Origin of the sequence: Pseudomonas sp. AO-1 (genome assembly GCF_019775695.1) — a bacterium.
Taxonomy (GTDB): Bacteria; Pseudomonadota; Gammaproteobacteria; order Pseudomonadales; family Pseudomonadaceae; genus Aquipseudomonas; species Aquipseudomonas parakoreensis.
In genome coordinates this window covers 4641338-4665641 of sequence record NZ_CP079947.1, presented here as the reverse complement: position 1 = coordinate 4665641, position 24304 = coordinate 4641338, and the positions used below count along the sequence as shown (strand labels likewise).

Sequence of the window (24304 nt, the reverse complement as noted above, 5' to 3'; positions counted from 1 at the left end):
AGCATGAAACAGCATCGGTTGGCGGCGGCGGTAGCCCTGGTTAGCCTGGTCCTCGCGGGTTGTGATTCGCAGACCAGCGTAGAGCTGAAAACCCCGGCGCAAAAAGCTTCCTACGGTATCGGCCTGAACATGGGCAAGAGCCTTGCTCAGGAAGGCATGGATGATCTGGACTCCAAAGCGGTAGCCCAGGGCATCGAAGATGCCGTCGGCAAGAAAGAACAGAAGCTGAAAGACGAAGAACTGGTCGAAGCTTTCGCCGCGCTGCAAAAGCGTGCCGAAGAGCGTATGGCCAAGATGAGCGAAGAGTCGGCAGCCGCCGGCAAGAAATTCCTCGAAGAAAACGGCAAGAAGCCTGGCGTTACCACCACCGCTTCCGGTCTGCAGTACGAAGTGGTCAAGAAAGCCGACGGCCCACAGCCCAAGCCGACCGACGTAGTGACTGTTCACTACACCGGCAAGCTGACCAACGGCACCGTGTTCGACAGCTCCGTGGAACGTGGCAGCCCGATCGATCTGCCGGTCAGCGGCGTGATCCCGGGTTGGGTTGAAGGTCTGCAACTGATGCACGTTGGCGAGAAGTACAAACTGTACATCCCTAGCGATCTGGCTTACGGCGCGCAATCGCCAAGCCCGGCAATCCCGGCCAACTCGGTTCTGGTCTTCGACTTGGAACTGCTGGCCATCAAGGATCCAGCCAAAGAAGACGCCGCTGCCAAGTAACAGGCATCGGTAACGGCTTCGCCAACAACGCCTCGCTTATGCGGGGCGTTGTTGCATCTGAAGGATGGCGCAGGTAAACAGAGCGAACGGATGCCGCTGGCAGCAGTCCTAGAGATTGAGGCCGCCGTGGGTAGACGTCCTGAGCCGCCAAGTCAATGAAATATTGGGTTTTTTTATGTGAGTAAAAAACGCCCGATCTGAGCGAAGCCCTTATGAAACGGGGCTCTCAGCGCTGAAATGCAGCTCTGTTCACAAGGTTATCCACAATTTGTGTGGATAACATTTCAACGGGAGAAATAGATGAAAGCGCCGTGGAATTTCGCCCGGTTTCTGCCTCTGGCGGGACGCCTGCTAGCGCGTGGCCGGCTGCCGACTCTGCTGTTCGCCGTGGCGAGCAAGGGCGCTGCGCAAGGTAATCGCCTGGGCAAGCTCAAGGATGATCTGCGCTTGCTCCAGGCATTGTGTCTGGCTTACTGGCGCGGCGAGTACCGGGCGATCAGTCCGAAAGCCATCGTTTCGGTGGTGGCGGGCTTGATGTATTTCCTCAGCCCGGTAGACGCGATCCCGGATTTCATCCCCGTCTTCGGCATGCTCGATGACATTGCTGTTCTCGCCTGGCTAATGAAAACCCTCGACGACGAACTCGCTGCCTTCCGGCTCTGGCGCAATCGACAACAGCCGGAAAAGCTCGCAGTGGTCGAGCGTTTGCCCGATACCCCCGAGCAACTTCAACTGCAGGGCCCGAAAAAAACCTGATTCACCTCGTCTGCAGGCAGATTGATACCCCCCCGCGACCTTGGCCGCTGTTAGGATTACACTTCTAGGGAAAAGTGCCGACTCGCTAAGTGTTGTTGTCCTACGGGGTAGTCATGGATATTCAGATAATTGCACGCGATGGCGAACCCGAATACGCGGTTCTGCCATGGGGCCAGTATCAGGCTCTACTGAAAGCAGCAGGCATCAACGACATACCGCAGCAGCAGGCGCCAGCGCCGGCCGCCGCAGCGCCAGACCCGATTCTTCCAGGTCTGGATCAACTACGCAGTTTGCGCGAAGGGAAGGGCATCGCCATCGAGGCGCTGGCCCGCACGGTAGGCATCAGCCCGTCTTATCTGGCCATGATCGAAAGCGGCGAGCGTCAACCTGACGCCGCGATTCGCCGCAGCCTGGCCTGGGAACTGACGGTGCCGGGTTGGAGGGATGAATCGTGAGCGTACGCATCAGTCGTCAACATTGGGACGGATTGTTGGGGGAGCTGGATCAGGCGCGCAGGCAGCGCCATCTGTTGACCTATCGAGCCTTGCTCGAACGTTTGCAACTGCCGACGCCGGCGATGCAGACGCTGACCGCGGCACTTGAGCATCTGGCTGCACTGGACGCCAAGGCCGAGCAGCCATTGCGCAGCTCGCTGGTGATCAGCCAAGGGGCCAGCCGTTTGCCTCGAACCGGTTTTTTTGAGTGCGTTGAACGTCTCGGGCGTTTTTCCGGGCCATCCGATGGCGTCGCGGCTGCCTCTTGGCATGCGTCGGAAGTGGTCAGGGTCTTCGAATACGAGTACCCGGAATCGGCGGAGGCCTGAGTGTTCTTTCGACTCAAGGCATCGGCCAGTTACTGGTTGGCCCGCAGGCTGTTTCACTGGTCGTGGTTCGTCCGCCAACCCAGAGGCTGGCGCTGGCTCGAAGGGCAGTTTGCGCGCATGGCCAATCTGGGCGATGTCGGCGCGCAAAGCTTTTATGGGCACATTCTGACGTTTCGCGGTGTTGGCCTGGGCGCCCGCGAAGAGGGTGTGCGACTGTTGTGTCTGGCGGCGCTCGCCGGCGATGGCAAAGCAGCTTATCAGGTCGGCGTGATCAGCCTGGCCGGTACTCCGAGCAAAGCGCCGGATCCGGCAGAAGCGGCGCGCTGGTGGACGCTGGCCGCCAAGGCCGGCCACCCGTTGGCCGAGCTCAAACTCAAAGAGTTGAGCGCTCGGGATTAAACCCAGTAAATCATTTTGTATCGTTGGATAAACGTGGCGTGAGGGAAACCTCACGCCACGTTTGCGTTTATCGCCATACGTTTTGTAGTAATCAGTCCTTTGCAGAATAGTCCTACAGCAAAAGCCTACTCGCCTGACTTCTTTCCTGATTGATCCCCCGCAAAGTCCCCGCGCCTAATTTTTGCGCGAGGGAACGCTCATGTTTGACCCGGTTTTTCATTCCACCCCGCATCGTTGCGTGCGCTGATGGAAGCCGTCAGCCGTATCGAGCAGGAACTCGACAGCTTTCCCGACACCCTCAGCCTCTATCGCCAGCAGCTTGAACATTGGTTCAGCAGAGCGGCCGATCAGGTCAGCCATGCGGCGGATTTGCCGTCGCTGATGGGCATGGAGCGGATCATCCGTTTCGGTGATCGCATCACCGCTGTCAGCACAGGAGACAGTGAGTTTGCCTCCGGCGTCGTGCAGTGCCCGAAAAGCGGGGTGCTGACGATCGAGAGCAAATTCGAGTCGGTGTACGACATTCCGCTGGGCGACATCGTGGTCGATGTGGTGGCGGTGGATGATGGCCAAATCTTCCCCGTCGGACTTGATGCGCAAGGCCGGGGAACATTCACCGGGACGCCGGGCAAGTTCTATCGCGTGCAGGTGCACAGCGACGTTACCTCGGAGCAGATCGAGGCGCTGTTCAAGTCCTACGACGGCTTGACCGGTAATCTGGAGGGCTGGCTGCGCAGCGAGTGGCAGGGGTTCAAGCCGCAGTGGTCACAGTCGGTGGCGACTGCGGCGGGCAACGGCATGCTCGCCGGGAGTTGGGCGGCGATCGAGGGCGTGTGGGACAGCATCGGCATGCTGTCGGAGATTCTGCAGGATCCAGGGGCGTTTGCTGAACGTCTTGGAAGTGGTGCGGCCGATCTGATCCGCCTCGCAGAATCAGCTCCGGATGTCATGCAAAAGCTGCAGTTGCTGGTCAGCGACGAGGCGGCGCTGTGTTTGCTGTTGCGCAGTGCAAGTCTCTGGCTGGAGATGCTGCCGCCCAGCCGGATCGCCGGTAAAACCGCTGAAATGGCGTCGATGATGATCGTGCAGGTGCTGCTCGATGTGCTGATCGGCGTTGTGTTGACATTCGTCGGGGCTGGTGCAGGGATCGCCTATCTGACGCTACGCCTGGCGGATCGCGCCGCCCAGCTGCTCACGGTTGTGAAACGCTTGGTAAAGGCGATGTTCGGCATCGTCAACACGTTCATCCATTACGTCGACCAGTACAAAACCGTCGCCGCGCGGGGCATTGCCGCCGGCGTTAAAAAGGGCCGCATGCAGTTGCGCTGGGATGCGAAGCGCAATGCCGCCCTGAAGAAAAACGAGCATCACGACGACTCGCCGGAACAAGCGAAAAACCCCAACGGCGACAGCGCCGATTGCGCGCCGCTGACCTGCACCAACGGTTGCCCGGTGTCGATGGTCACCGGCGAAGAACTGCTGACCCTGACCGATGGCACGCTCGATGGCTTGCTGCCGTTCGAGTTCACCCGGCTGTATCGCACCAGCGCGGTGGAGATCGATGTCGGGCTGGGGTTTGGCTGGAGCCATTCGCTGGCGCATCGGCTGGAGTTTGATGGCGATGCGGTGGTCTGGGTCGATCACGAAAATCGCCGCACGCGGTTTCCGTTGCCCAGTGTGGAGCGGCCGCAGATTCACAACAGCCTGTCGCGGGCGGCGATTTTTCTCGGGGATGAACCGGAGGAACTGATCCTCGCGCTGGCCGGGGATGCGGCGCGGTTTTATCACTTTCGTGCCGGGCGGCTGGTGGCGGTCAGTGATGCGTATGGCAATCGTCTGACCGTTTCTCGCGATCATCAGCAGCGAATTATTCGCCTGGACAATGGCGCGGGTCGCTCGCTGCTGTTGCGCTACGACCGGGCGCATCTGGTGGCAGTTGATTACCAGGTGTTTGAGGCGGGTGGCTGGCGCACCGAGCAAACGCTGGTCAGTTATTGCTACGACGCGCGTCAGCGGTTGTTGGCCGCGACCAATGCGGTCGGTGACAGCGAGCGTTACGACTACGACGATCAGCACGTCATCCTGCAGCGGCAGTTGACCGGCGGCGCGAGCTTTTTCTGGGAGTGGGAACGTTCCGGCAAAGCCGCGCGTTGCGTGCGCCATTGGGCGTCGTTCGCGCAGATGGACACCCGTTACGTCTGGGCCGATGACGGCAGCGTCGCGGTGCACTACGTCGATGGCAGCGAAGAAACCTACGTCCACGATGACAGCGCACGGCTGGTGCGCAAGGTCGAGGCCGATGGCGGTGAGCACCTCAAGGCTTATGACGATCAGGGCCGGCTGATCGCCGAGCAGGATCCGCTGGGCGCGGTCACCGAATACCGTTACGACGACGTCGGACGGCTGATCGCGCTGCTTCCGCCGGACGATGAGCCAACGTCCTACGAGTACCGCAACGGTTTCCTGCACAGCCGTTCCCGCGGCGAGGCGGTGTGGACGTTTCGGCGCAACGCCGAGGGCGATGTCACCGAGGCGGTCGATCCCGACGGTCAGGTCACCCATTACTACTACGACACGCGCGGGCAGTTGCTGTCGATCCGCTACCCGGACACCAGCCGGCACAAGTTGTCGTGGAACGACCTTGGCCAACTGACCGAAGAAACCCTGCCCGACGGTGGTGTACGGCACTTTTCCTACGATGCGCAGGGGCGACGGACGACCACTTGCGACGAACACGGTGCGATCACTCGCCAGCAGTGGGACGCCGTTGGCCGACTAGTTCAGACGACGTTGCCCACAGGCGCCACTCGCGCCTACAGCTACGGCGCGTACGGCCAGGTCACGGCCGAGCGTGACGAACTCGGGCGCATCACCCGCTACGAGTATGACGACGACCTGCACCTCGTCTCGCGCAGGATCAATCCCGACGGCACGCGGGTGCAGTACCGCTACGACCATGCGCAACTGCTGCTGACGGAAATCGAGAACGAGTCCGGCGAAAAGTACCGACTGGACTACACGCCCACCGGATTGATCCGACAGGAAACCGGCTTCGACGGCCGGCGCACCGCGTACGCCTACGACCGCAACGGGCACCTGCTGGAAAAAACCGAGTTCGGCGATGACGGCTCGACGCTGGTCACTGCCTACGCGCGTGATGCGGCCGGGCGTCTGCTGCTGAAAACCCTGCCGGACGGGGTTGAGGTGGCTTACACCTACGACCGCCTGGGCCGATTAACCGGGGTCGATGATGGCCAGCAACATCCACTGGCCTTTGAATACGACCTGCAGGACCGGCTGATCACCGAGCATCGGGGCTGGGGCACCTTGCGTTATGCCTATGACGCCTGCGGGCAGCTCAAGCGCCAGCGTCTGCCGGACAACAGCACGCTCGACTATCACTACGCCAAGGGCGGCGCGCTGACCGCCATTGACCTTAATGGCACGCGGCTGACCAGCCACGTCTATCAGTCGGGTCGCGAACAACAACGTCAACAAGGCCTGTTGCTCAGCGAATATGCCTACGACGATCAAGGCCGTTTGCTGGCCCACGCTGTAGGCCATCAGCACGCTTCGCTGTATCGCCGCGATTATGCCTACAGCGCCAACGGCAATCTGGAACACATTGCCGACAGCCGTCACGGTCAGCGCACCTATGGCTACGATGCCCTCGACCGGCTGATTCGCGTCCGCCACTCGCGCGACGAACTGCCCGAAGCCTTCGCCCACGACCCGGCCGGCAACCTGCTGATGCAGGACCGTCCCGGCCCCACCCGGATCAAGGGCAACCGCCTGCTGATGCAGGGCGACCGGCACTACGACTACGACGCCTTCGGCAACCTGATCCGCGAGCGTCGTGGCCGCGATCAACTGCTGATCACCGAATACCGCTACGACTGCCAGCACCGCCTGATCGGCCTGACCCGCCCCGACGGCCAAACCGCGACCTACCAATACGACGCCTTCGGCCGGCGCATCCGCAAAACCGTCGACGGCATCAGCACCGAGTTCTTCTGGCAAGGCGACCACCTCGTCGCCGAAAGCAGCAAAACCCACCACCGCAGCTACGTCTACGAACCCGGCACCTTCCGCCCACTGGCCCTGCTCGACGGCAAAGGCCCGAAAAAGGCCTGCCCGTTCTACTACCAACTCGACCACCTCGGCACCCCGCAGGAACTGACCGATTACAGCGGCGAAATCGTCTGGTCGGCGCAGTACGACGCCTACGGCAAGGTCGCGGTAATCACTCTGGCGGGCGAGGACTACCTCGACCAGCCGCTGCGGTTTCAGGGGCAGTATTTCGATGCGGAGAGTGGACTGCATTACAACCGGCATCGGTATTACGACCCGAGGTTGGGGCGGTATCTGACGCCGGATCCGGTGAAGTTGGCGGGTGGGTTGAATCAGTACCGGTACGTGCCGAATCCGACGGGGTGGGTGGATCCGTTGGGGTTGAGCTGCAGTTGTCCTCCGCCGACACCGCGCCGTCCGATGCGCTACGAGGCGGGGCGTGCAGTTGTCGAAGAAGGTGCGCCTCCACTGCCGAAGATGACAGCGCAGGAGCGGCGGGCGAGGCTTGATGAGGTGGCTGAGGAGAATGCGAAGCGTCGGGTACATGAATATGAAGATCTTTATGGTATGCACACCGTAAAAAAACACAGCTCCGAAATTCCTGATCGAGCCCTTAAGCAACGTGGAATTAATGGTGCTGATCCTCATACTGGTATTGTCCCAGTACGTGCAAGAGGAAATCTTAGCTCTCAGTTTCATAACTGGCGGATGCATTTGGGCGCGTTGAATAAAGCGATGACAAAGGATAAAGATGGTTTAATTATGCACACAGGGAAAGATCAAAAAGGTAATCCAATAGTTAGATTGGAGTTGCCTGGGGCGGGGCGTGGGTATAGGCCAAATAGAATGGATCCGCAAAATCCGAGCCTCAATGAGGATATGAATTGGTTCGAAGTGAAATTCGATCAGATAAATATACAGAAGCCGTTTACGGGGTTTCCTGCTGAGGGTAAGTAATGTTGAAAGATCCGTTTTTGAATGAGCCTTTTGATCCGCGGTTAATGTGGTTTATTGGTATGTTCGATGTTTATGATCGGGAAGAAACACGAGGGGTAGAACTCGAAGTTTACAATCCCGATGATACTGGTGATCGGGAGGCTTTGATCCGAAAGTATTGTCTGGATCTGCCGTACCTCTCTCATCGGCACAAACTGGTCTTACTTGAGAATCTGGAAGTAAAACTCGCGGATCCAACATATGACTTTCAGCATTTGTTCGAGATCGATCCTTGCGAAGCCGCAAGTTGGCCTCGTGAAGAGTGGGATTCCCTTGAAAATCCTCGAGGTTTTTTTGAGGAAATTTATAAATTGGCGATTGAGGTTTGGGAGCTGGATCTTGCAAAAGCCTCTAGTGAAGATCGGTCTATATGGTAGCTTCGATTATTTTAAAACATCAACGATGGCCAGAAACGAGGGCTTCGGTAATCGGTAGAGCATCCATACTATCAATCACATGCACGCTATACCCCGGAACATTCTTCGCATGATGCTTCGCCTGCGAAGCCATTTCCGCCAGCTGACTCGCATCCAGTTCTGCGCAGGCTGCGGGGTGCAAGTGGACGACGCCGATGGAGAGTGACAACAACGGATACTCCTGCCGAGTCCCCTGGCGATTCGGCGCGATAAAGCAGCCGGCTTCCAGGTGCTCCGGGCGATAGAAACGCCTACATTGGCTCTGGAAGTCGTCGAGCAGTTGGTTGAGGCGTTTGCGCCAGTCTTCCGGGCCGAGTACCAGCAGGAAGTCGTCGCCGCCGATGTGGCCGACGAAGTCGCGGGACGGGTCGACGCGTTCGTTCAGGCATTGCGCCAGGTACAGCAGGACTTCGTCGCCACGGCCGTAGCCGTAGATGTCGTTGAAGGGTTTGAAGCTGTCGATGTCGACGTAGCAGATGATCGATTCGCGGCCTTGTTGCAGCAGGCGGGTCAGGCATTGCTGGATCGGCACGTTGCCGGGCAGCAGGGTCAGCGGGTTGGCGTAGCGCGCCTGCTGGATTTTCAGTTCGGTGATGAGTTTGAGCACGTCGATCACCCGGCCAAGGCCCAGATAACCGCCGTTGAGGGTGATGATGAAATCTTCTTCGATGCGCTGCCGGGCGCGGCTGGTGATCAGGCGGCTGACCTGTTGCAGCGACTGGCTCATTTCCACGGCGAGGAAGTCATCGTTCATCAGGCGGCTGATCGGTTTACGTGCGAACAGGTCGGTGGCGAACGGTTTGAGCAGTGCGTCGGACAGCGAATGGCGATGGACGATGCCGCACGGCTGGCCCTGTTCGTCGAGCACCGCCAGTGAGTTCAGATTGGCCTGGCGGCGGAAGGCTTCCAGCACCGTCGCGGTTGGTGTGTCGCGATGCACCGCCGGTTGGTCGTTGAGCAGGGCGCTGAGGTCGCTGCCTTCGTCATTCAATGTCACGGCGCTGCTGTCGTGTTTCGGCATCAGGGCCCGGGCATCGCGGGGCGGATGCTCCTGTGGACGACCCAGCAGGTAACCCTGCACCAGGTCGACGCCCATCTCGGTCAGCACCGCCAGTTCCTCCGGCAACTCGATACCTTCGGCAATCACTTGCGCGCGCGAGGCCTTGGCGATTTGCAGGATCGAGCCGACGAACTCTCGTTTTAACGCGTCCTGATGAATGCCGTCGATGAAGTGTCGGTCGATCTTCACGTAATCCGGGCGCAGTTCTGACCACAGACGCAGGCTCGAATAGCCGGCGCCCAAGTCATCCAGTGCAATCGAAAAGCCCATCGCCCGATAGTGATGCAGTGCGGTTTGCAGCAACTGGAAATCGTCGATCGGCGTCTGTTCGGTGAGCTCGATGACCACTTGGCTCGGCGGAATGCCGAAGTCCTGCAGCAGTTGCAGGGTTCGTCCCGGTTGGTGCGCAGCTTCGAGCAGGGACTCCGGCGAGACGTTGAGGAACAGCTTGCCCGGCAGTTGCTGCTCGTTGAAACGACGGCAGGCCGACTGGCGGCAGGCGATCTCCAGTTCGCTCAAGCGGCCGGCCTGACGCGCCACGGCGAACAGCGCGATTGGCGTGTGTAGCGGGCTGTTTGACGGGCCTCGGGTAAGGGCTTCGTAGCCGAGAATGCGACGCTCGGAGAGACAAATGATCGGCTGGAACAGGCTGTGCAAACCGCTTTGAGTCAGGATCGAGCTCAAGGCACTCAGCTGTTCGGTCGTGGTCATGGCAATCTCTGGCGATAAAAAAAGGACTGGGAGCGCTCTTGCTTGAAGAGGCGCTCCCAGTCCTTTATTTCACGACAGAATGATGACTGTTTGATGACGCTCCGGGGAGCGTCACCATTAAATTGCCATCATCTTACTTCTTGGCCACCTGATTGCTCAGCTTCAGGTAATCCAGCAGGACGCGCCCGGTTTCGCTCAGGTAAGCGTCGTCCTCTGGTTTGACCTTGTCCGGCTCAGCCGCAGCCAGCGCGTCTTCATCTTCTTTCTTCAGCTCTTTGAGCGGCTCTTCGCCTTTGGCTTTGCGACGGATGTTTTCCATCGCCAGTTGCTTGGCATCGATGTCCGCGTGCTGGGCACGACGATCGGCTTCGTTGAGGCTGACGGTTTTTTCTTCCATCAACTTCTGCGCCAGGGCCAGCTTGTCGCGGATGAATACGAACTCGGCGTCTTTGGCGCTGCGTGCGTCGTGCTCGGACTTGAGCTGCGCGAGGAACGGTTTGAACGGATCGGAGGCCGGCTTGATCGCCGCCTTGATGGTGTCCCAGGGCATGGCTTCCGGCAGGGCACTTTCGCCGATTTCCTTGGTGTCGATGATCGACGGGTAGTCGATGTCCGGCAGCACGCCCTGATGCTGGGTACTCTGCCCGGACACCCGGTAGAACTTGGCCAGGGTCAGTTTCAGTTCGCCATGGTTCAGCGGCTGAATGGTCTGTACGGTGCCTTTGCCGAAGGTCTGGCCACCGATGATCAATGCGCGATGGTAGTCCTGCATGGCGCCAGCGAAAATCTCCGAAGCCGACGCGGACAGGCGGTTGACCAGCAGTGCCATCGGGCCTTTGTAGAACGCGCCCGGGTTTTCATCTTCGAGGACATCGACGCGGCCATCGGCATTACGCACGAGGACGGTCGGGCCCTTGTCGATGAACAGGCTGGTCAGTTCGGTGGCTTCCTGCAGGGAGCCGCCGCCGTTGTTGCGCAGGTCGATGACCACGCCGTCGACTTTCTCTTTCTGCAGTTCGGTCAGCAGTTTCTTGACGTCACGGGTGGTGCTCTTGTAATCCGGATCACCGGCACGGAACGCCTTGAAGTCGAGGTAGAAGGCCGGGATCTCAATGACGCCGAGCTTGTAGTCCTTGCCGTCCTGTTTCAGGTTCAGCACGGACTTTTTCACCGCCTGGTCTTCAAGCTTCACCGCTTCGCGAGTGATCGGCACGATCTTGCTGGTCTGGTCGTTCGGCGCATTGCTCGCCGGAATCACTTCCAGGCGCACCACGGTGCCTTTTGGACCGCGGATCAGCTTGACCACTTCGTCCAGACGCCAGCCCACCACGTCGACCATCTCTTTGTTGCCCTGGGCAACGCCGATGATCTTGTCGGCCGGTGCGACCTGTTTGGTTTTGTCGGCCGGGCCTGCCGGCACCAGACGCACGACTTTCACTTGATCGTTGTCGCTCTGCAACACGGCGCCGATGCCCTCCAGGGACAGGCTCATGTTGATGTCGAAGTTCTCCGCGTTATCCGGCGACAGATAGTTGGTGTGCGGGTCGTAGGACATGGCGAAGGTGTTGATATACGCCTGGAAAATGTCTTCCGCGCGAGTCTGATCGAGGCGCGCCAACTGATTCTTGTAGCGCTTGGTCAGGGTTTCCTGGATCTGCTTGGAATCCTTGCCGGCAATCTTCTGCCGCAGCACTTCGTCCTTGACGCGTTTGCGCCACAGGTCGTCGAGTTCAGCGGTGGATTTGAGCCAAGGGGCGTCCTTGCGATCGATCAGCAAGGTCTCCTTGGTGGTGAAGTCCATCTTGTCGACGCCCTTGTTCAGCTCCGCAATGGCGAAGTCCAGACGCGCCTTGACGCGGTCCAGATAGCGCTTGTAGATGGTGAACCCGGCGTTGAGGTCGCCGCTCTTGAGGAAGTCGTCGAACTGGGTCTTCCATTTGTCGAATTCGGCGATGTCGCTGGCCATGAAATAGCTGCGCGACGGGTCCAGCAGCTTGATGTAGCTGTCGTAGATGATCACCGAGCGCGCATCGTCGAGCGGCGGCTTGCTGTAGTGGTGACGCTTGAGCAACTCGACGACGTTGAGACTGGCGATCACTTCGTCGCGATCAGGCTGCAACTTGTCCCAGCTGTTGGCTGCGAATGTAGTGCCCGATACCGGCAGCAAGCCGATACCGATGAAAAGAGCGAGGGCGGTGCTGGGGAGCAAATGCTTCATGCTGATTCGACGCGGGGACAATTGATAACGCATATTAGGCCGTCTTTGAAGTCGCCGGTTCTACGAGAGCCGGTCGCATAATGCAAAAAGCCCGGCGCTACAGCTTCGGGCTCAGTCCAGACTCACTATGGAGGCACTGTGAAGGCATTGCAAGGCGTTGAAGGTCAAGTGGCATGGGTTGAAGAGCCGAGTCCGGCATGTGATGTAGGACAAGTGCGCATTCGTGTGGCGGCAGCCGGCCTCAATCGCGCCGATTTATTACAGAAAGCCGGGCTTTATCCACCGCCGCCCGGTGCCAGTCAGGTGCTCGGTCTTGAGTGCTCCGGGGTGATCAGCGAAGTCGGCGCCGGCTCCTCCTGGCAGGTCGGCGACCGGGTCTGCGCCTTGCTGGCCGGGGGCGGAATGGCCGAGGAGGTGGTGGTCGACGGACGGCACGTGCTGCCGGTGCCCGAGGGCGTTTCGTTGATCGAGGCCGCGGCATTACCCGAGGTTTATGCAACGGTCTGGCTCAACGTGTTTCAACTGGCGGCGCTGAAACCCGGCGAGAAGGTTCTCCTGCACGCCGGGGCCAGTGGAATTGGTTCAGCCGCCATTCAGCTATGCAAGGCGTTCGGCAATCCCTGTTGGGTCAGCGTCGGGTCGGCTGAGCGATTGGCCTACTGTGAGGCGCTGGGAGCCCAGGGCGGCGTGGTGCGCACCGATGATCTGGAAAGCCTGCGCGACTTCGGGCCGTTTGACGTGATCCTTGATCCGGTCGGCGGCAACTACGCCGCGCTGAACCTCAAGCTGACGGCGCTGGACGGACGCTGGGTACTGATCGGCCTGATGGGCGGGCGTGAGGCGAAACTGGACCTGGCACAGGTGCTGGGCAAGCGCGTGCAGTTGCTCGGTTCGACGTTGCGTAGTCGCGACGATCAGTTCAAGGCCGACCTGTTCAGCGATTTGAGCCAGCATGTGTGGCCGCTGTTTGCCGAGGGCCGGTTGAGTCCGCAATTGGCAAAAGCCTTCCCGGTGAAAGACGCCGAGGCGGCGTTTGCCGAGCTGGCGAGCAATACGGTTTCGGGGAAGGTGGTGTTGGTGATTGACGACAGTCTGAGCTGACCTCCACCAACCCTTGTGGCGAGGGAGCTTGCTCCCGTTGGGTCGCGAAGCGGCCCCAAATCATTCAACGCGGTGAGTCAGATCAAACCGGTTGACTGGTTCTGCGACTGCTTTGCAGCCGAGCGGGAGCAAGCTCCCTCGCCACATTTATGCGTCCAAATTGGATCTTTGGTTATTTCCAGAGATGGATCGGCCAGCCGGCTTTTTCGGCGTGCTCCAGCAATACCGGATCCGGATTCACCACATGCGGGAAATCCACCTTCAGCAGCAACGGCAGATCATTGCGTGAATCCGAATAGAAACTCGCGCCTTCGAGGTTCTCCTCCTCGGCGTCCAGCCATTCCAGCAGGCGGGTGATCTTGCCTTCGCGGTAGGTCAGCGTGCCGACGGTCTGGCCATTGTAAACGCCGTGCGCAACGTCCAGTTCGATGCCGAGAATTTCGTCGATGCCCAAGCGGTCGGCGATCGGTTTGACCAGGTGCGTGCCCGAAGCCGAGATCACCAGAATCCGGTCGCCGCCCTTGCGGTGAGCGGCGATGGTTTCGGTGGCGTCGCTGAAGATGATCGGTTCGATGAAGTCTTCAACCCATGGGCCGACCAGGTGCTCGACCTCTTCCGGGGTACGCCCGATCATCGGCTCGAGGCTGAACGCCATGAATTCTTCCATGCGCAATTTGCCATGGCTGTAGGCGTCCATCAGCTCGTTGTTCTTGCGCATGAACGACTCGGGATCGACCCACCCCAGGCGCCCCATCTGTTCGCTCCAGAGGGTGGCGCAGTCGCCGTGGATCAGAGTTTCGTCCAGATCAAAAATTGCCAGGGCCATCAGTGCAGTTCTCTCTTCAACGTCAGCAAAGTCATCAGGCTACCTCACACAGGGCCGTCGGATCGATGGAAAGCGCCAGACGCTGCCCGTCGGGATGCAGATCCGCCGCCGAGCGGTTGAGCACATCGACCACCAGTTCCACGCCGCGCGCTTCGACCCGGTAGCGGATCACGTTGCCGAGCAGGCTGTGGCTGCGGATCTGCGCATCGAGTTCGCCATTGAGGCTCAGTTCGATGGCTTCCGGGCGTATGGCGATGCGGTGGTTGATCGGCCTTTGCAGCAGCTTCGAGGCGCTCTCGGCGTCGAGCAGGTTGTAGTTGCCGATGAAGCCTGCGGCGAATATGTCCACTGGTGCGGTGTAGAGGGTTTCGGCATCGCCGCTCTGCACGATCTTCCCTTGGTTCATCAGGAAAATCCGGTCGGACATGGTCAGCGCTTCTTCCTGGTCGTGGGTGACGAAGATGGTGGTCAGGCCGAGTTCGCGCTGGATCTGGCGGATCTGTTCGCGCAGGTGTTTACGGATTCGCGCATCCAGCGCCGACAGCGGTTCATCCAGCAACAACAGGCGTGGGCGGGTGACCAGCGAGCGGGCGAGGGCGACACGCTGGCACTGACCGCCGGAAAGCTGATGCGGATAACGGCTGGCGAAGTCGTTGAGCTCGACCAGTTTCAGCACCTCGGCGACACGCTTGTGGCTGTCGTCCGCGTTGACTTTTTGCATGCGCAGGCCGAAGGCGACGTTCTGCTCGACGGTCATGTTGGGGAACAGCGCGTAGCTCTGGAACACCATGCCGATCCCGCGTTTCTGCGGGCTCAGCGGCACGATGTCGACGCCATCAAGCAGGATCTTGCCGCCATCCACCGGCGTCAGCCCGGCGATACAACGCAGCAGGGTGGACTTGCCGCAACCGGACGGGCCGAGCAGGGTGACGAACTCGCCTTTGTTGATTTCGCAGTTGATGTCGCTGAACACCGTGGTGCCCGCGTAGTTTTTCTGCAGGTGTTGGACGCTGACGTAGCTCATTCGCTTTTGTCCTTGTTCAAGATGTTGGCGATCCAGGTCAGGACCAGCACGAAAAAGAAGTACGAGATCACCAGCGCACTGGTGAAGTGGCCGCTGCTGTTGCGCATGTTGTTCAGATACACCTGCAGGGTTTCGTAGCGCGTGCCGACGAGGATGTTGGCGAACACGAATTCCCCGAACAGGAACGAGAACGACAGCAGCAGCGCGACCATCAGGCCTTTGCGCAGGTTCGGCAGCACCACCAGAAACGCCGCCTGAAAGGTGCTGGCGCCGAGCAATTGCGCGGCGTCCATCAGGTCGCGCAGGTTGATCGCCTGCAGATTGTTGGTGATCGCCCGGTACATGAACGGCAGCGCCACGGTGAAGTAGCAACCGATCAGGATCCACGGCGTACCGACCATCGCCAACGGCCCGGAACCGTACAGTTGCAACAGGCCTACCGACGACACCACTGGCGGCACCGCGAAGGGCAGCAGGATCAGGATGTTCATCAGCGCATCGAGTTTCGGGAAGTGGTAATGCACCACGAACAGCAACGGCAGGATCAGCACCACCGACAGCACCAGCGCGCCGACGCACACCAGCAGCGACTGGCCGAAAGCATGCAGAAAGCGTGGATCGCTCCACAGCTGGAGGTACCACTTGAAGGTGAAGCCGCTGGGCAGGATGGTCGCCGACCAGCTGCTGGCGATCGAATAGATCAGCGTACCCACCAGCGGCAGCAGCAGGATCGCAAACAGCAAATAAACCACGACGCGGTGGTAGACGCCGGCCGGGCCGGATTCAGCGCGAGACATGGTAGCTCCTCTTCAGCAGCAATTGATGCACGACGGTGACGAGGGTCATCAACGCCACCAGCACCACGGCCAGGGCGCTGGCCAGATTCGGATCGAGGGAAATATCCCCGGAAACCATTGCCGCGATGCGGATCGGCAGCACGTTGAAGTTGCCGGTGGTCAAGGCGTACACCGTGGCGTAGGCGCCGAGAGCGTTGGCCAGCAGGATCACAAATGTACCGAGCAGTGCCGGGGTCAGCACCGGTAGACCAATATGCCGCCAGAACTGCCAGCCGTTGGCGCCGAGCAGCGCAGCGGATTCGCGCCAGTCTTCACGCAAGGCGTCGAAGGCCGGGTAGAGCAGCAGCACGCCGAGGGGAATCTGGAAGTAGGTATAGAGGATGATCAGACCGGTTTTCGAGTACAGGTTGAAGTCCTGAATGATCCCGGCCTGCTTGAGCATGATGGTGATGCTGCCGTTGAAACCGAGCAGGATGATGAACGCGAAGGCCAGGGGCACGCCGGCGAAGTTGCTGGTCATATTGGCGAAGGCATTCACGAAGTTGCGCAGTTTCGAGTCGACCCGGCGCAGGGAATACGCACCGAGCACGGCGATGATGATGCCGAACACACTCGACCAGAAACTGATCTCCAGGCTGTACTGAATCGCCTGCAGATAGAACTTGGAACTGAAGATCTTTCTGAAGTTGGCGAAGCCCCAGCCGAATTCTTCCGATTGCAAGCTGTTGATCATCACCCAGACCAGCGGGGCGATTTCGAACACGATAAAGAACAGGGCGAACGGCACCAGGCACAGGGCTGCCAGCCATTTGCCGCGAGTCATGGCATTCACTTGAGCAGCTCCCGGCATACAGGTTTGTCGTGGGGGGCGCCGAGCAGTTCGCAGACGGTGCCGCAGATCTCGGTTTGCTTCGGCGCGGCATCAATATTGAAGCTGAAGGCGTCACCGAGAACGAACAGCGGCACCTGCCGCTCTTCCGGCAACAGGCCGTTGTGCGAGCGGTCGTTGTTCATGCCGTGGTCGGCGGTGACCAGTACCTGATAGCCCGCATCGAGCCAGCCTTGCAGGTAGTCGGCGAGGATGATGTCCGCCGAGCGTGCGCTATTGCGGTATTGCGTGGAGTCGAGGCCGTGCTTGTGGCCGGCGTCGTCGATGTTCATCGGGTGAATCAGCAGAAAGTTCGGCGCGTGGCGCAGGCGCAGGTTTTCCGCGTCGGCAAACAGGTGCGAATCCGGGTAGTGATCGCTCCAGTAGAAGTGGCCGTGCTGGATCGGCAATGACAGGTTTTCGGTGTGCCGGTCGCGGGCCACGACGAACGGCGAGCGGTTATACAGCTCGCTGACCCAGTGATAGGCCGCTGCGGCGGTTTTCAGGCCGGCGTCGCGGGCGTAGTGATAGATGCTGCGCTGGTTGGACAGACGCGCGACATTGTTGTGGACGATGCCACTGTCGATCGGCGGCACGCCGGTGAGGATGCATTCGTAAAGCGGTCGGGACAGGGCCGGCAACTCGCACTCCAACTGATAGAGTGCGGCGCGTCCTGCGCCAACGTAAGCCTGCAGATGCCCCATGGCGTGCCGCGCGACCTCGTAATTGAGACCGTCGAGCACGACAAGGATGACGTTGTGCTTCATAGGGGCAAAAACTCCGCGAAAACAGGAAGTATCAGATTCATTCGGGAGCCCTTGTGGGAGCGAGCTTGCTCGCGAAGGCGTCGTGTCAGCCACCATCAATGCTGAATGAAAGACCGCATTCGCGAGCAAGCTCGCTCCCACAGGGATCTCCGGCAATCCCGAAAGTGGGATTTACAGGATTACTTCATCTCGACGATGACTTCTTCGTTCCACTTCTGCGGCAGGGCCTTGGAGGTTTTTTCCCACGCGTCGGCGTCCTTGATTGGCGTGACCTTTTTGTACTGCTCGTTTGGCAGCAGCTTGGCCTTCACGTCTTCCGGCAGTTGCAGATGTTCGGCACGGATCGGACGGGCGTTGCCGCGCGCCAGGTTGGTCTGGCCGGCGTCGCTGAAGATGTATTCGCGGGTCAGCTTGGCGGCGTTCGGGTTTTTTGCGTACTTGTTGATGATGGTGGTGTAGCCGGAAATCACCGAGCCGTCGGACGGGATCAGCACCACGTAGTCATCCGGGTTGGCCATCTTGGCCTTGTAGCTCAGACCATTGAAGTCCCAGACCACGCCGACTTCGATCTCGCCTTTTTCCATGGTGGCGATGGTCGGGTTGGCCATCGACAGGCGACCTTGCTTGGCGATGTCTGCAAACAGCAGCAAGGCCGGCTGGAGGTTCTTCTCGTCGCCACCGTTGGCCAGGGCAGCGGCGAGTACGCCGTTGGCGGCTTGCGCGGCGGTGCTCACGTCACCGATGGAAACCTTGTATTTGCCGCCCTTGAGGTCAGCCCATTTGGTCGGTACTTCGGAACCGTGCAGCAGCTTCTTGTTGACGATGAAGGCGATGGTGCCGGTGTAGGCCAATGCCCAGTTGCCGTCCTTGTCCTTGGCCCAGGCCGGCACCTGATCCCAAGTGCTCGGTTTGTACGGTTGCACCACGCCCTGCTTGACCGCGATCGGGCCGAAGGCGGCGCCGACGTCGCCGATGTCGGCGGTGGCGTTGTCTTTTTCAGCGGCGAACTTGGCGATTTCCTGGGCCGAGCTCATGTCGGTGTCAATGTGTTTCAGGCCGTAGGTCTTGGCCAGGTCTTCCCAGGTGCCTTTCCAGTTGGCCCAGTCATCGGGCATGCCGACGCTGTTGACGGCGCCTTCCGCTTTCGCAGCGGCTTCGAGGGTTTTCAGATCGGTGTCGGCCGCCATGGCGGCGGTGCACATTGCAATGGTCGAGCCTAACAGTGTTGCCAGGAAAAGCTGTTTCATTCCGAAGCTCCTTGGTCGTGTTCAACGCTGCGATTGCGGTTTGTGTTGGTCTAGGTCAGCAATACCTGAGCCAATTTAAGGGGGCTGGATGACACTTTGATGTCGGCGGTCGCCCGGCAGGCCTTTTATTTGCCCGGTTTCGGCGCTTGCCCGCTAAGCGTAGACCAAGGTCAAAGCCCCGGCAGACAAGGCACTTGGCCGATGTATTGCAAGTCATGAAGGCGACCGTCGGGCGGTTTTGTCATCTCTCGGTCATCTGCACTGCCTAGGCTTGCAAGACACGGAAACGGCTTGCAGGCCGTACGGTTTTTGCCCCGAAACAGTGCTGGTCTAGTCCAGATAGGTAACGTTGATGCGCGATGAGGCAACAAAAGCGGTGACAGCCATCGGCCAGGTGCTGCAGGAGCAGCTCGATCATGGCCTGTTGGCGCCGGGCAGCAAGCTGCCGGCCGAGCGCAAGCTCAGTGAGTTGTTCGGCACCACGCGCATCACGGTGCGTGAGGCCTTGTTGCAGCTGGAGGCGCAGGGGCAGATTTATCGCGAGGAGCGCCGTGGCTGGTTCGTTTCGCCGCCGCGTCTGGCGTACAACCTGATGCAGCGCAGTCACTTTCACGCGATGGTCAGTGCACAGGGGCGGGAGCCGTCGACCGAGGTGATTTCCGCGCGCCTGCAGCCAGCTTCGGCGGCGGTGTGTGCGTTGTTGCAGTTGCCGGCGTTGTCCAGCGTGATTCAGATTTGTCGGTCGCGGCGCATCGACGGGCGGCTGGTGTTGTATGTGGAGCATTATCTGAATCCGCAGTATTTTCCGGGGATTCTGGGGTTTGATTTGAATCAGTCGATGACCGAGTTGTATGCGCGGCATTACGATTTGCACTATGGGCGGGTGCGGTTCGAGATTGTGCCGACGTCGTTGGCGGTGGATGCGGCGGCGGCTTTGCGCGTGTCTGTCGGGAGTCCGGGGTTACGGATTGCCCGGGTCAATTATGATCAGCATGAGCGGTTGATTGATTGTGATCTGGAGTTTTGGCGGCATGATGCGATTCACGTCGGGGTCGATGTTGTTTGAGCTTTTGGCCTTGGCGGCCTCTGGGCTGACCAGGTTCTTGGGGTTTTGGGTGTTTATCCGTTGCTTCGGGTGTTGCGGCTGGCGGTTTCGCTTTTACAGCGAGTCCCTTTGGCAAACGCCCCAAAGGAACCAAAGGTCTGTGCCCTGACGTTCGGCCCGCTCGCTAAAGCTCGGGGTTCCTTCGCTCCGGGATCGATCCGGGCGCATCGCCTCCGGTTTGCTTCGCTGCACCTCCTCTCGATGTGTTCGACTTCGTCGAACGGTCGCTTCGCTCCCACCCCCGGATCAATCCCTCCGCTCAGCCTGCCGACGGGCCGGTGAGTCAAGATCAAGAGCTTTCGGCGAGCTGACACTCGGCCATTGAGTGGTGAAGAGCCTGCGGTCGGCTTTTGCTTTGCTGTAGGGGTGAGCCTGCTCGCGATGGCGGCCTGAAAGCCGACCAATCACCAACTGCCTGCACTCAATCCAACTGTGGGAGCTGGCCTGCCAGTGGTGGTGACCTCCCAGCCGACCAACTCCAACAGCCCACACCCAATCCACTGTGGGAGCGAGCTTGCTCGCGAAGGCGGCCTGACAGCCGACCAATCTCCAACTGCCTGCACCCAATCCCACTGTGGGAGCTGGCTTGCCAGCGATGGCGGCCTGACAGCCGACCAATCTCTAACTGCCTGCACCCAATCTCTCTGTGGGAGCTGGCCTGCCAGTGATGGTGACCTCCCAGCCGACCAATCACCAACTGCCTGCACTCAATCCAACTGTGGGAGCTGGCTTGCCAGCGATGGCGGCCTGACAGCCGACCAATCTCCAACCGAATACATCCAATCAACTGTGGGAGCGAACCTGCTCGCGAAGTCGCCCCCACAATCACTTCATCTCTATCTGGCCAGCTCAGCATTCCCATACAAATAATCCGTCGCCAGCGACGCCATCGTCCTCACCCCAACCACCAGCGCCGACTCATCCACAAAGAACCCCGGATTATGATTCGGCGCGGCCTTGCTCATGTCCTGATCCCGTGGTGTCACGCCGAGAAATACGAACAACCCCGGCACTTCCTTGGCGAAGAACGAGAAGTCTTCCGCGCCGCCCACCAACGGTGCATTGACCACGTCATCCTTGGCTGCCCACTTCAACGTCGGCAGCATTTTTTCCGTCAGTGCCGGGTTGTTGATCGTGGGGTCGTATTTTTCGATGATGGTCACGTCGGCTTTCGCGCCGCCGCTTTCGGCGATTTTTTCGATGGTCTGGCGTACGTCGGCGTGGAGTTTCTGGCGGATGCCGTAGTCGTAGGAGCGGATGGTGCCGCTCATGTCCACCGACTCGGGAATGATGTTGTAGCGGGTGCCGCCGTTGATGGTGCCGATGCTGACCACCGACGGGTAAGACGAAATATCGGTGCGGCGGCTGACCACGGTTTGCAGGCCGACGATGGTTTGTGCGCCGACGGTGATCGGGTCGATGCCGTCCCACGGGCGGCCGGCGTGGGTCTGTTTGCCGAGGATTTTGATGCGCAGGTCGTCGGAGCTGGCCAGGGTGGCGCCGGGGCGGTAGGCGATCTGGCCGGCGGGGACGCCGGCCCAGACGTGCAGACCAAAGACGGCGTCGGGTTTGGGTGATTTCATCACGCCTTCCTGCACCATCATTTTCGCGCCCCAAGTGTTTTTGCCGTCGGGGATGAAGTCGCTCGGGCCTTCTTCGGCGGGCTGGAAGTAGAACACCACGGTGCCGGGCAGGGTGTCACGCATGCCCGTAAGAATTTTCGCCGTGCTCAACAGGATCGCGGTGTGGGCGTCGTGGCCGCAGGCGTGCATCACGTCGACTTCTTTGTCCAGATAAGTGCCTTTGGCTTTCGAGGCGAAGGGCAGCTCGGCGACTTCCTTGACCGGCAATGCGTCCATGTCGGCGCGCAGGGCCACGGTCGGGCCGGGCAGGGCGCCTTTGAGGATGGCGACTACGCCGGTGCGGGCGACGTTGGTTTTCACTTCCAGGCCCAGCGCCTTGAGCTGTTTGGCGACCAGTTCCGCGGTGCGTTTCTCGGTGTTGCCCAGTTCCGGATGCGCGTGGATGTCGCGGCGGGTTTCCAGCAGTTCCGGTTCAAGTGCCTTGGCTTGCGTGGCGATCTGTTCGCGGGTGCTGTCCAGGGTGGCGGCGCTGGCGGTGCCGGCCAGCAGGGTGAGCAGAACAGTCTGGGCGATACGTGTCAGCTGCATCGGGTTTCTCCATGGTTATTGTTTTTCTGGCTTCCCTGCCTGTGACCCGAGTGTCTGCGCGAAGTGCTATTCCTTCGGCTGGCCACCGCCGGCAGTGATGACCTGCACACTCATGCGTGGCGTCGCCAGATCGAGTCCGGCTTCGTCCAGATGGCGTTTGAGCGACAGGTTGAACGCGCGGGAAACTTCCCATTGTTTGATCGGCGCGGTCTTGAACCGCGCGCGCAGAATCGCGCTGCCGGACTCGAAACTTTCCACGCCCTGAATCTCCAGTGGCGACCAGATATTGCGCCGTTGCAGCGGGTCGGTGCGCATTTTCTGGCCGACTTCGCGCATCAGTTTGATCGCGTCGTCGATTTCCATGTTGTACGGCACCGCCACGCGGAAAATCGCGTAGCCGAACTCGCGGGAGTAGTTCTTGATGCTTTTGATTTCGCTGAACGGGATGGTGTGAACGATGCCGTCGATATCGCGCAGGCGCACAGTGCGGATGGTCAGGCCTTCGACGGTACCCAGATGGCCGCCGACATCGACGTAGTCATCAATGGCCAGCGAGTCTTCGATGATGATGAACAGGCCGGTGATCAGGTCCGCCACCAGCGACTGCGCACCGAAACCGATGGCCAGACCGATCACACCGGCACCGGCCAGCAGTGGCGTAACGTTCATGCCCATGTTCGCCAGGGCGACGATCAGCGCAATGATGAAAATCGCCACGAACAGCACGTTGCGGATCAGCGGCATCATCGTCTGTGCGCGGGCATTCGCCAGGCCTTTGCGCGAGCGGGTGAGGGCGTGATGCACGGCGGTGTCGGCAAGGATCCAGATCAACCAGGAGAAAATCAGCGTACCGATCAGGCTGAACAGTTTGACGCTGACGTCATGCCCTTCGCCCTCGGCAAAGCCGATCAGCGATTTGCCCCATACGCGCAGGCCGAGCTCGATGAAGATCAGCCACACCAGCAGGTGGGCGAGGGTGTAGAAGAAGCTCTTCAGGCGCTCCGAGTACAGCGCATGGCGCTTCGGCCCGCGTTGCGGTTTGAGCGAGTGCCGGCGCACGAGACCGTTGATCACCATGCACATCACCAACAGCACCGTGCAGATCAGTGACTGGCGCAGGGCGGTGCTGGTGTCGCCGGCAGAGACGAAGGTGGCGAACAGCGAAATCCCGACCAGCACCAGCGCCGGCACGTACCAGAAGGTGCCGAGGATATCGATGGTGTCGCTGAGGGCGCGGCGGGTCAGGCGACGGGACAATGGCTGGTTGCGGATCAGATGGGCGATTGGCCGGCGGAAGCGCAGGATGAACAGCCCGGTGAACAGCGCCGCGAGGACATTGGTAACGGTCGCGGTGGTATGCGCCAGGTGCACGCCGAGGCTTTCCACCAGGCGCGGGTCGTTGAGCGCTTCACCGAACGCGGCGAAGCTGCCGATCAGCCAAAGTGGACGGAACGCCTGATGCCGCAGGATGTACAGCGCCCGGTGCCGGTGCGGGCCGTCGAGCAGCGAGAAGGCGATCACGCAGATCGCCGAGAAACAGGTGCCGACCACCAGCGCATACGCCAGTACCATCGCCAGGCTCTTGCCCAATGACGAGGGCAGCGCGTAGCTCATGTAAACGGTGATGACCAACGCGATCAGCCATGGTCCGAGCTTGCGCAGGGCGAAGCGCAGCATGTCGAGGGCCTTGGGGTGCTGCGGCAGTTCTTCGGTCAGGCCGAAGCGCATGCGCACCCGGTGACCGAGCCAGATCAGCGCGGCGGCGAGCAGGCTCCAGACCATCAGGATCACCGCGAAGCCGAAGATGATCGGCAGCCACTCGCTGGCCGGCAACATCAGGTTATCGAGTTCGTCCTTGGCCAGATCGAACTCGTCGGACCAGCGGGTCAGCGGACTGTCGTCGCCGGAGAACTGCTTCTCGAAACTGGCCAGCGTGCCGCCAATCAGGCCCAGCACGCCTTCTTCCGGTGAAACCTGGGCTTTCTTTGTGGCGTCGCGCAGCTTTTTCAGGTCGCTCAGCAACTGTGCGCGTTGCTTGTCGTTTTCCAGCGACTTGATGACTTCATCCAGCGACTGACCCAACGGTTCCTGCGCCTCGGGCTGCGCCTTGGTGGAGTTGAGCAACCCCGGCAAGCCGACCGCGTGGGCAGGGGCCAGCGGCAGCAGCGTCATCAGGCAGACAAGGAACAGGCAGGGCAGAGCAAACAGACGAGCGAACACTAGGCGGT

19 protein-coding genes are annotated in these 24304 nt (G+C 60.3%); 9 read left to right on the top strand and 10 right to left on the bottom strand.

What is annotated here, in order from left to right; genetic code table 11:
- The first annotated feature begins 3 nt into the window (after nt 1-3).
- The 7 genes from KVQ82_RS21130 (at nt 4) to KVQ82_RS21100 (ending at nt 8142) form a co-directional block, all read left to right on the top strand.
- Complete coding sequence (locus KVQ82_RS21130; RefSeq protein ID WP_007966725.1) at nt 4-720, top strand: FKBP-type peptidyl-prolyl cis-trans isomerase; 717 nt, start codon at nt 4-6, stop codon at nt 718-720.
- 300 nt (nt 721-1020) lie between these two features.
- A complete protein-coding gene (locus KVQ82_RS21125) occupies nt 1021-1476 on the top strand; it encodes a YkvA family protein (protein WP_041071886.1) in 456 nt (151 codons plus the stop codon).
- 113 nt (nt 1477-1589) lie between these two features.
- Entirely contained in the window at nt 1590-1931 is a 342-nt protein-coding gene (locus KVQ82_RS21120) for a helix-turn-helix domain-containing protein (RefSeq protein WP_041071888.1), read from the top strand.
- Entirely contained in the window at nt 1928-2299 is a 372-nt protein-coding gene (locus tag KVQ82_RS21115) for a hypothetical protein (protein ID WP_003223109.1), read from the top strand. The genes KVQ82_RS21120 and KVQ82_RS21115 overlap by 4 nt, the downstream gene beginning before the upstream one ends.
- Nucleotides 2300-2698 carry a sel1 repeat family protein gene (locus tag KVQ82_RS21110; protein WP_198760334.1) on the top strand — a complete coding sequence of 133 codons (399 nt, stop codon included), beginning with the start codon at nt 2300-2302 and terminating at the stop codon, nt 2696-2698. It abuts the gene before it with no gap.
- Between the two features lie 246 nt (nt 2699-2944).
- Nucleotides 2945-7726, top strand: a complete 4782-nt coding sequence (locus tag KVQ82_RS21105; RefSeq protein WP_222015634.1) for an RHS repeat-associated core domain-containing protein — start codon at nt 2945-2947, stop codon at nt 7724-7726.
- Nucleotides 7726-8142 (top strand): hypothetical protein, encoded by a 417-nt coding sequence (locus tag KVQ82_RS21100; RefSeq protein ID WP_222015632.1) that lies wholly within the window; start codon nt 7726-7728, stop codon nt 8140-8142. Before KVQ82_RS21105 ends, KVQ82_RS21100 begins: the two co-directional genes overlap by 1 nt.
- Before the next feature lie 19 nt (nt 8143-8161).
- Here KVQ82_RS21100 and KVQ82_RS21095 read toward each other — a convergent pair whose 3' ends face one another.
- Nucleotides 8162-9952 carry a bifunctional diguanylate cyclase/phosphodiesterase gene (locus tag KVQ82_RS21095; RefSeq protein WP_222015630.1) on the bottom strand — a complete coding sequence of 597 codons (1791 nt, stop codon included), beginning with the start codon at nt 9950-9952 and terminating at the stop codon, nt 8162-8164.
- 133 nt (nt 9953-10085) lie between these two features.
- Nucleotides 10086-12170 carry a carboxy terminal-processing peptidase gene (locus KVQ82_RS21090; protein WP_222015628.1) on the bottom strand — a complete coding sequence of 695 codons (2085 nt, stop codon included), beginning with the start codon at nt 12168-12170 and terminating at the stop codon, nt 10086-10088.
- Between the two features lie 138 nt (nt 12171-12308).
- Between KVQ82_RS21090 and KVQ82_RS21085 the strand changes: the two genes are divergently transcribed.
- Nucleotides 12309-13271, top strand: coding sequence for a zinc-binding dehydrogenase (locus KVQ82_RS21085; RefSeq protein ID WP_222015626.1), 963 nt, complete (start codon nt 12309-12311; stop codon nt 13269-13271).
- Between the two features lie 172 nt (nt 13272-13443).
- Here the strand turns inward: KVQ82_RS21085 and KVQ82_RS21080 are convergent, their stop codons facing one another.
- The 6 genes from KVQ82_RS21080 to KVQ82_RS21055 form a co-directional block, all read right to left on the bottom strand.
- Nucleotides 13444-14097, bottom strand: coding sequence for an HAD family phosphatase (locus KVQ82_RS21080; protein WP_222015625.1), 654 nt, complete (start codon nt 14095-14097; stop codon nt 13444-13446).
- Nucleotides 14098-14131: 34 nt separating this feature from the next.
- Nucleotides 14132-15121, bottom strand: a complete 990-nt coding sequence (locus KVQ82_RS21075; RefSeq protein ID WP_222015623.1) for an ABC transporter ATP-binding protein — start codon at nt 15119-15121, stop codon at nt 14132-14134.
- A complete protein-coding gene (locus KVQ82_RS21070; protein ID WP_007965346.1) occupies nt 15118-15918 on the bottom strand; it encodes an ABC transporter permease in 801 nt (266 codons plus the stop codon). Before KVQ82_RS21070 ends, KVQ82_RS21075 begins: the two co-directional genes overlap by 4 nt.
- Nucleotides 15905-16741, bottom strand: coding sequence for an ABC transporter permease subunit (locus tag KVQ82_RS21065; protein WP_222019429.1), 837 nt, complete (start codon nt 16739-16741; stop codon nt 15905-15907). The genes KVQ82_RS21070 and KVQ82_RS21065 overlap by 14 nt, the downstream gene beginning before the upstream one ends.
- 5 nt (nt 16742-16746) lie before the next feature.
- A complete protein-coding gene (locus KVQ82_RS21060) occupies nt 16747-17553 on the bottom strand; it encodes an alkaline phosphatase family protein (protein WP_041071912.1) in 807 nt (268 codons plus the stop codon).
- A gap of 179 nt (nt 17554-17732) precedes the next feature.
- Nucleotides 17733-18800 (bottom strand): ABC transporter substrate-binding protein, encoded by a 1068-nt coding sequence (locus KVQ82_RS21055; protein ID WP_041071914.1) that lies wholly within the window; start codon nt 18798-18800, stop codon nt 17733-17735.
- Between the two features lie 352 nt (nt 18801-19152).
- On the opposite strand from KVQ82_RS21055, the gene KVQ82_RS21050 reads away from it, so the two are divergent.
- Nucleotides 19153-19866, top strand: coding sequence for a UTRA domain-containing protein (locus tag KVQ82_RS21050; RefSeq protein ID WP_222015621.1), 714 nt, complete (start codon nt 19153-19155; stop codon nt 19864-19866).
- Nucleotides 19867-20741: 875 nt separating this feature from the next.
- On the opposite strand, the gene KVQ82_RS21045 is transcribed toward KVQ82_RS21050, so the two are convergent.
- Both KVQ82_RS21045 and KVQ82_RS21040 read right to left on the bottom strand, forming a co-directional pair.
- Nucleotides 20742-22076 carry an amidohydrolase gene (locus tag KVQ82_RS21045; RefSeq protein WP_222015619.1) on the bottom strand — a complete coding sequence of 445 codons (1335 nt, stop codon included), beginning with the start codon at nt 22074-22076 and terminating at the stop codon, nt 20742-20744.
- Between the two features lie 66 nt (nt 22077-22142).
- Nucleotides 22143-24296, bottom strand: a complete 2154-nt coding sequence (locus KVQ82_RS21040; protein WP_047292938.1) for a mechanosensitive ion channel family protein — start codon at nt 24294-24296, stop codon at nt 22143-22145.
- Nucleotides 24297-24304: the final 8 nt, after the last annotated feature.

Excerpts from the sequence above, each read along its gene's own strand:
- KVQ82_RS21130 (WP_007966725.1), top strand. The coding sequence starts at position 4 with ATGAAACAGCATCGGTTGGCGGCGGCGGTAGCCCTGGTTAGCCTGGTC.
- KVQ82_RS21120 (WP_041071888.1), top strand. The coding sequence starts at position 1,590 with ATGGATATTCAGATAATTGCACGCGATGGCGAACCCGAATACGCGGTT.
- KVQ82_RS21055 (WP_041071914.1), bottom strand. The coding sequence starts at position 18,800 with ATGAAACAGCTTTTCCTGGCAACACTGTTAGGCTCGACCATTGCAATG.
- KVQ82_RS21045 (WP_222015619.1), bottom strand. The coding sequence starts at position 22,076 with ATGCAGCTGACACGTATCGCCCAGACTGTTCTGCTCACCCTGCTGGCC.
- KVQ82_RS21070 (WP_007965346.1), bottom strand. The coding sequence starts at position 15,918 with ATGTCTCGCGCTGAATCCGGCCCGGCCGGCGTCTACCACCGCGTCGTG.
- KVQ82_RS21090 (WP_222015628.1), bottom strand. The coding sequence starts at position 12,170 with ATGAAGCATTTGCTCCCCAGCACCGCCCTCGCTCTTTTCATCGGTATC.
- KVQ82_RS21060 (WP_041071912.1), bottom strand. The coding sequence starts at position 17,553 with ATGAAGCACAACGTCATCCTTGTCGTGCTCGACGGTCTCAATTACGAG.
- KVQ82_RS21105 (WP_222015634.1), top strand. The coding sequence starts at position 2,945 with ATGGAAGCCGTCAGCCGTATCGAGCAGGAACTCGACAGCTTTCCCGAC.
- KVQ82_RS21125 (WP_041071886.1), top strand. The coding sequence starts at position 1,021 with ATGAAAGCGCCGTGGAATTTCGCCCGGTTTCTGCCTCTGGCGGGACGC.
- KVQ82_RS21075 (WP_222015623.1), bottom strand. The coding sequence starts at position 15,121 with ATGAGCTACGTCAGCGTCCAACACCTGCAGAAAAACTACGCGGGCACC.
- KVQ82_RS21095 (WP_222015630.1), bottom strand. The coding sequence starts at position 9,952 with ATGACCACGACCGAACAGCTGAGTGCCTTGAGCTCGATCCTGACTCAA.
- KVQ82_RS21065 (WP_222019429.1), bottom strand. The coding sequence starts at position 16,741 with ATGACTCGCGGCAAATGGCTGGCAGCCCTGTGCCTGGTGCCGTTCGCC.
- KVQ82_RS21080 (WP_222015625.1), bottom strand. The coding sequence starts at position 14,097 with ATGGCCCTGGCAATTTTTGATCTGGACGAAACTCTGATCCACGGCGAC.
- KVQ82_RS21050 (WP_222015621.1), top strand. The coding sequence starts at position 19,153 with ATGCGCGATGAGGCAACAAAAGCGGTGACAGCCATCGGCCAGGTGCTG.
- KVQ82_RS21100 (WP_222015632.1), top strand. The coding sequence starts at position 7,726 with ATGTTGAAAGATCCGTTTTTGAATGAGCCTTTTGATCCGCGGTTAATG.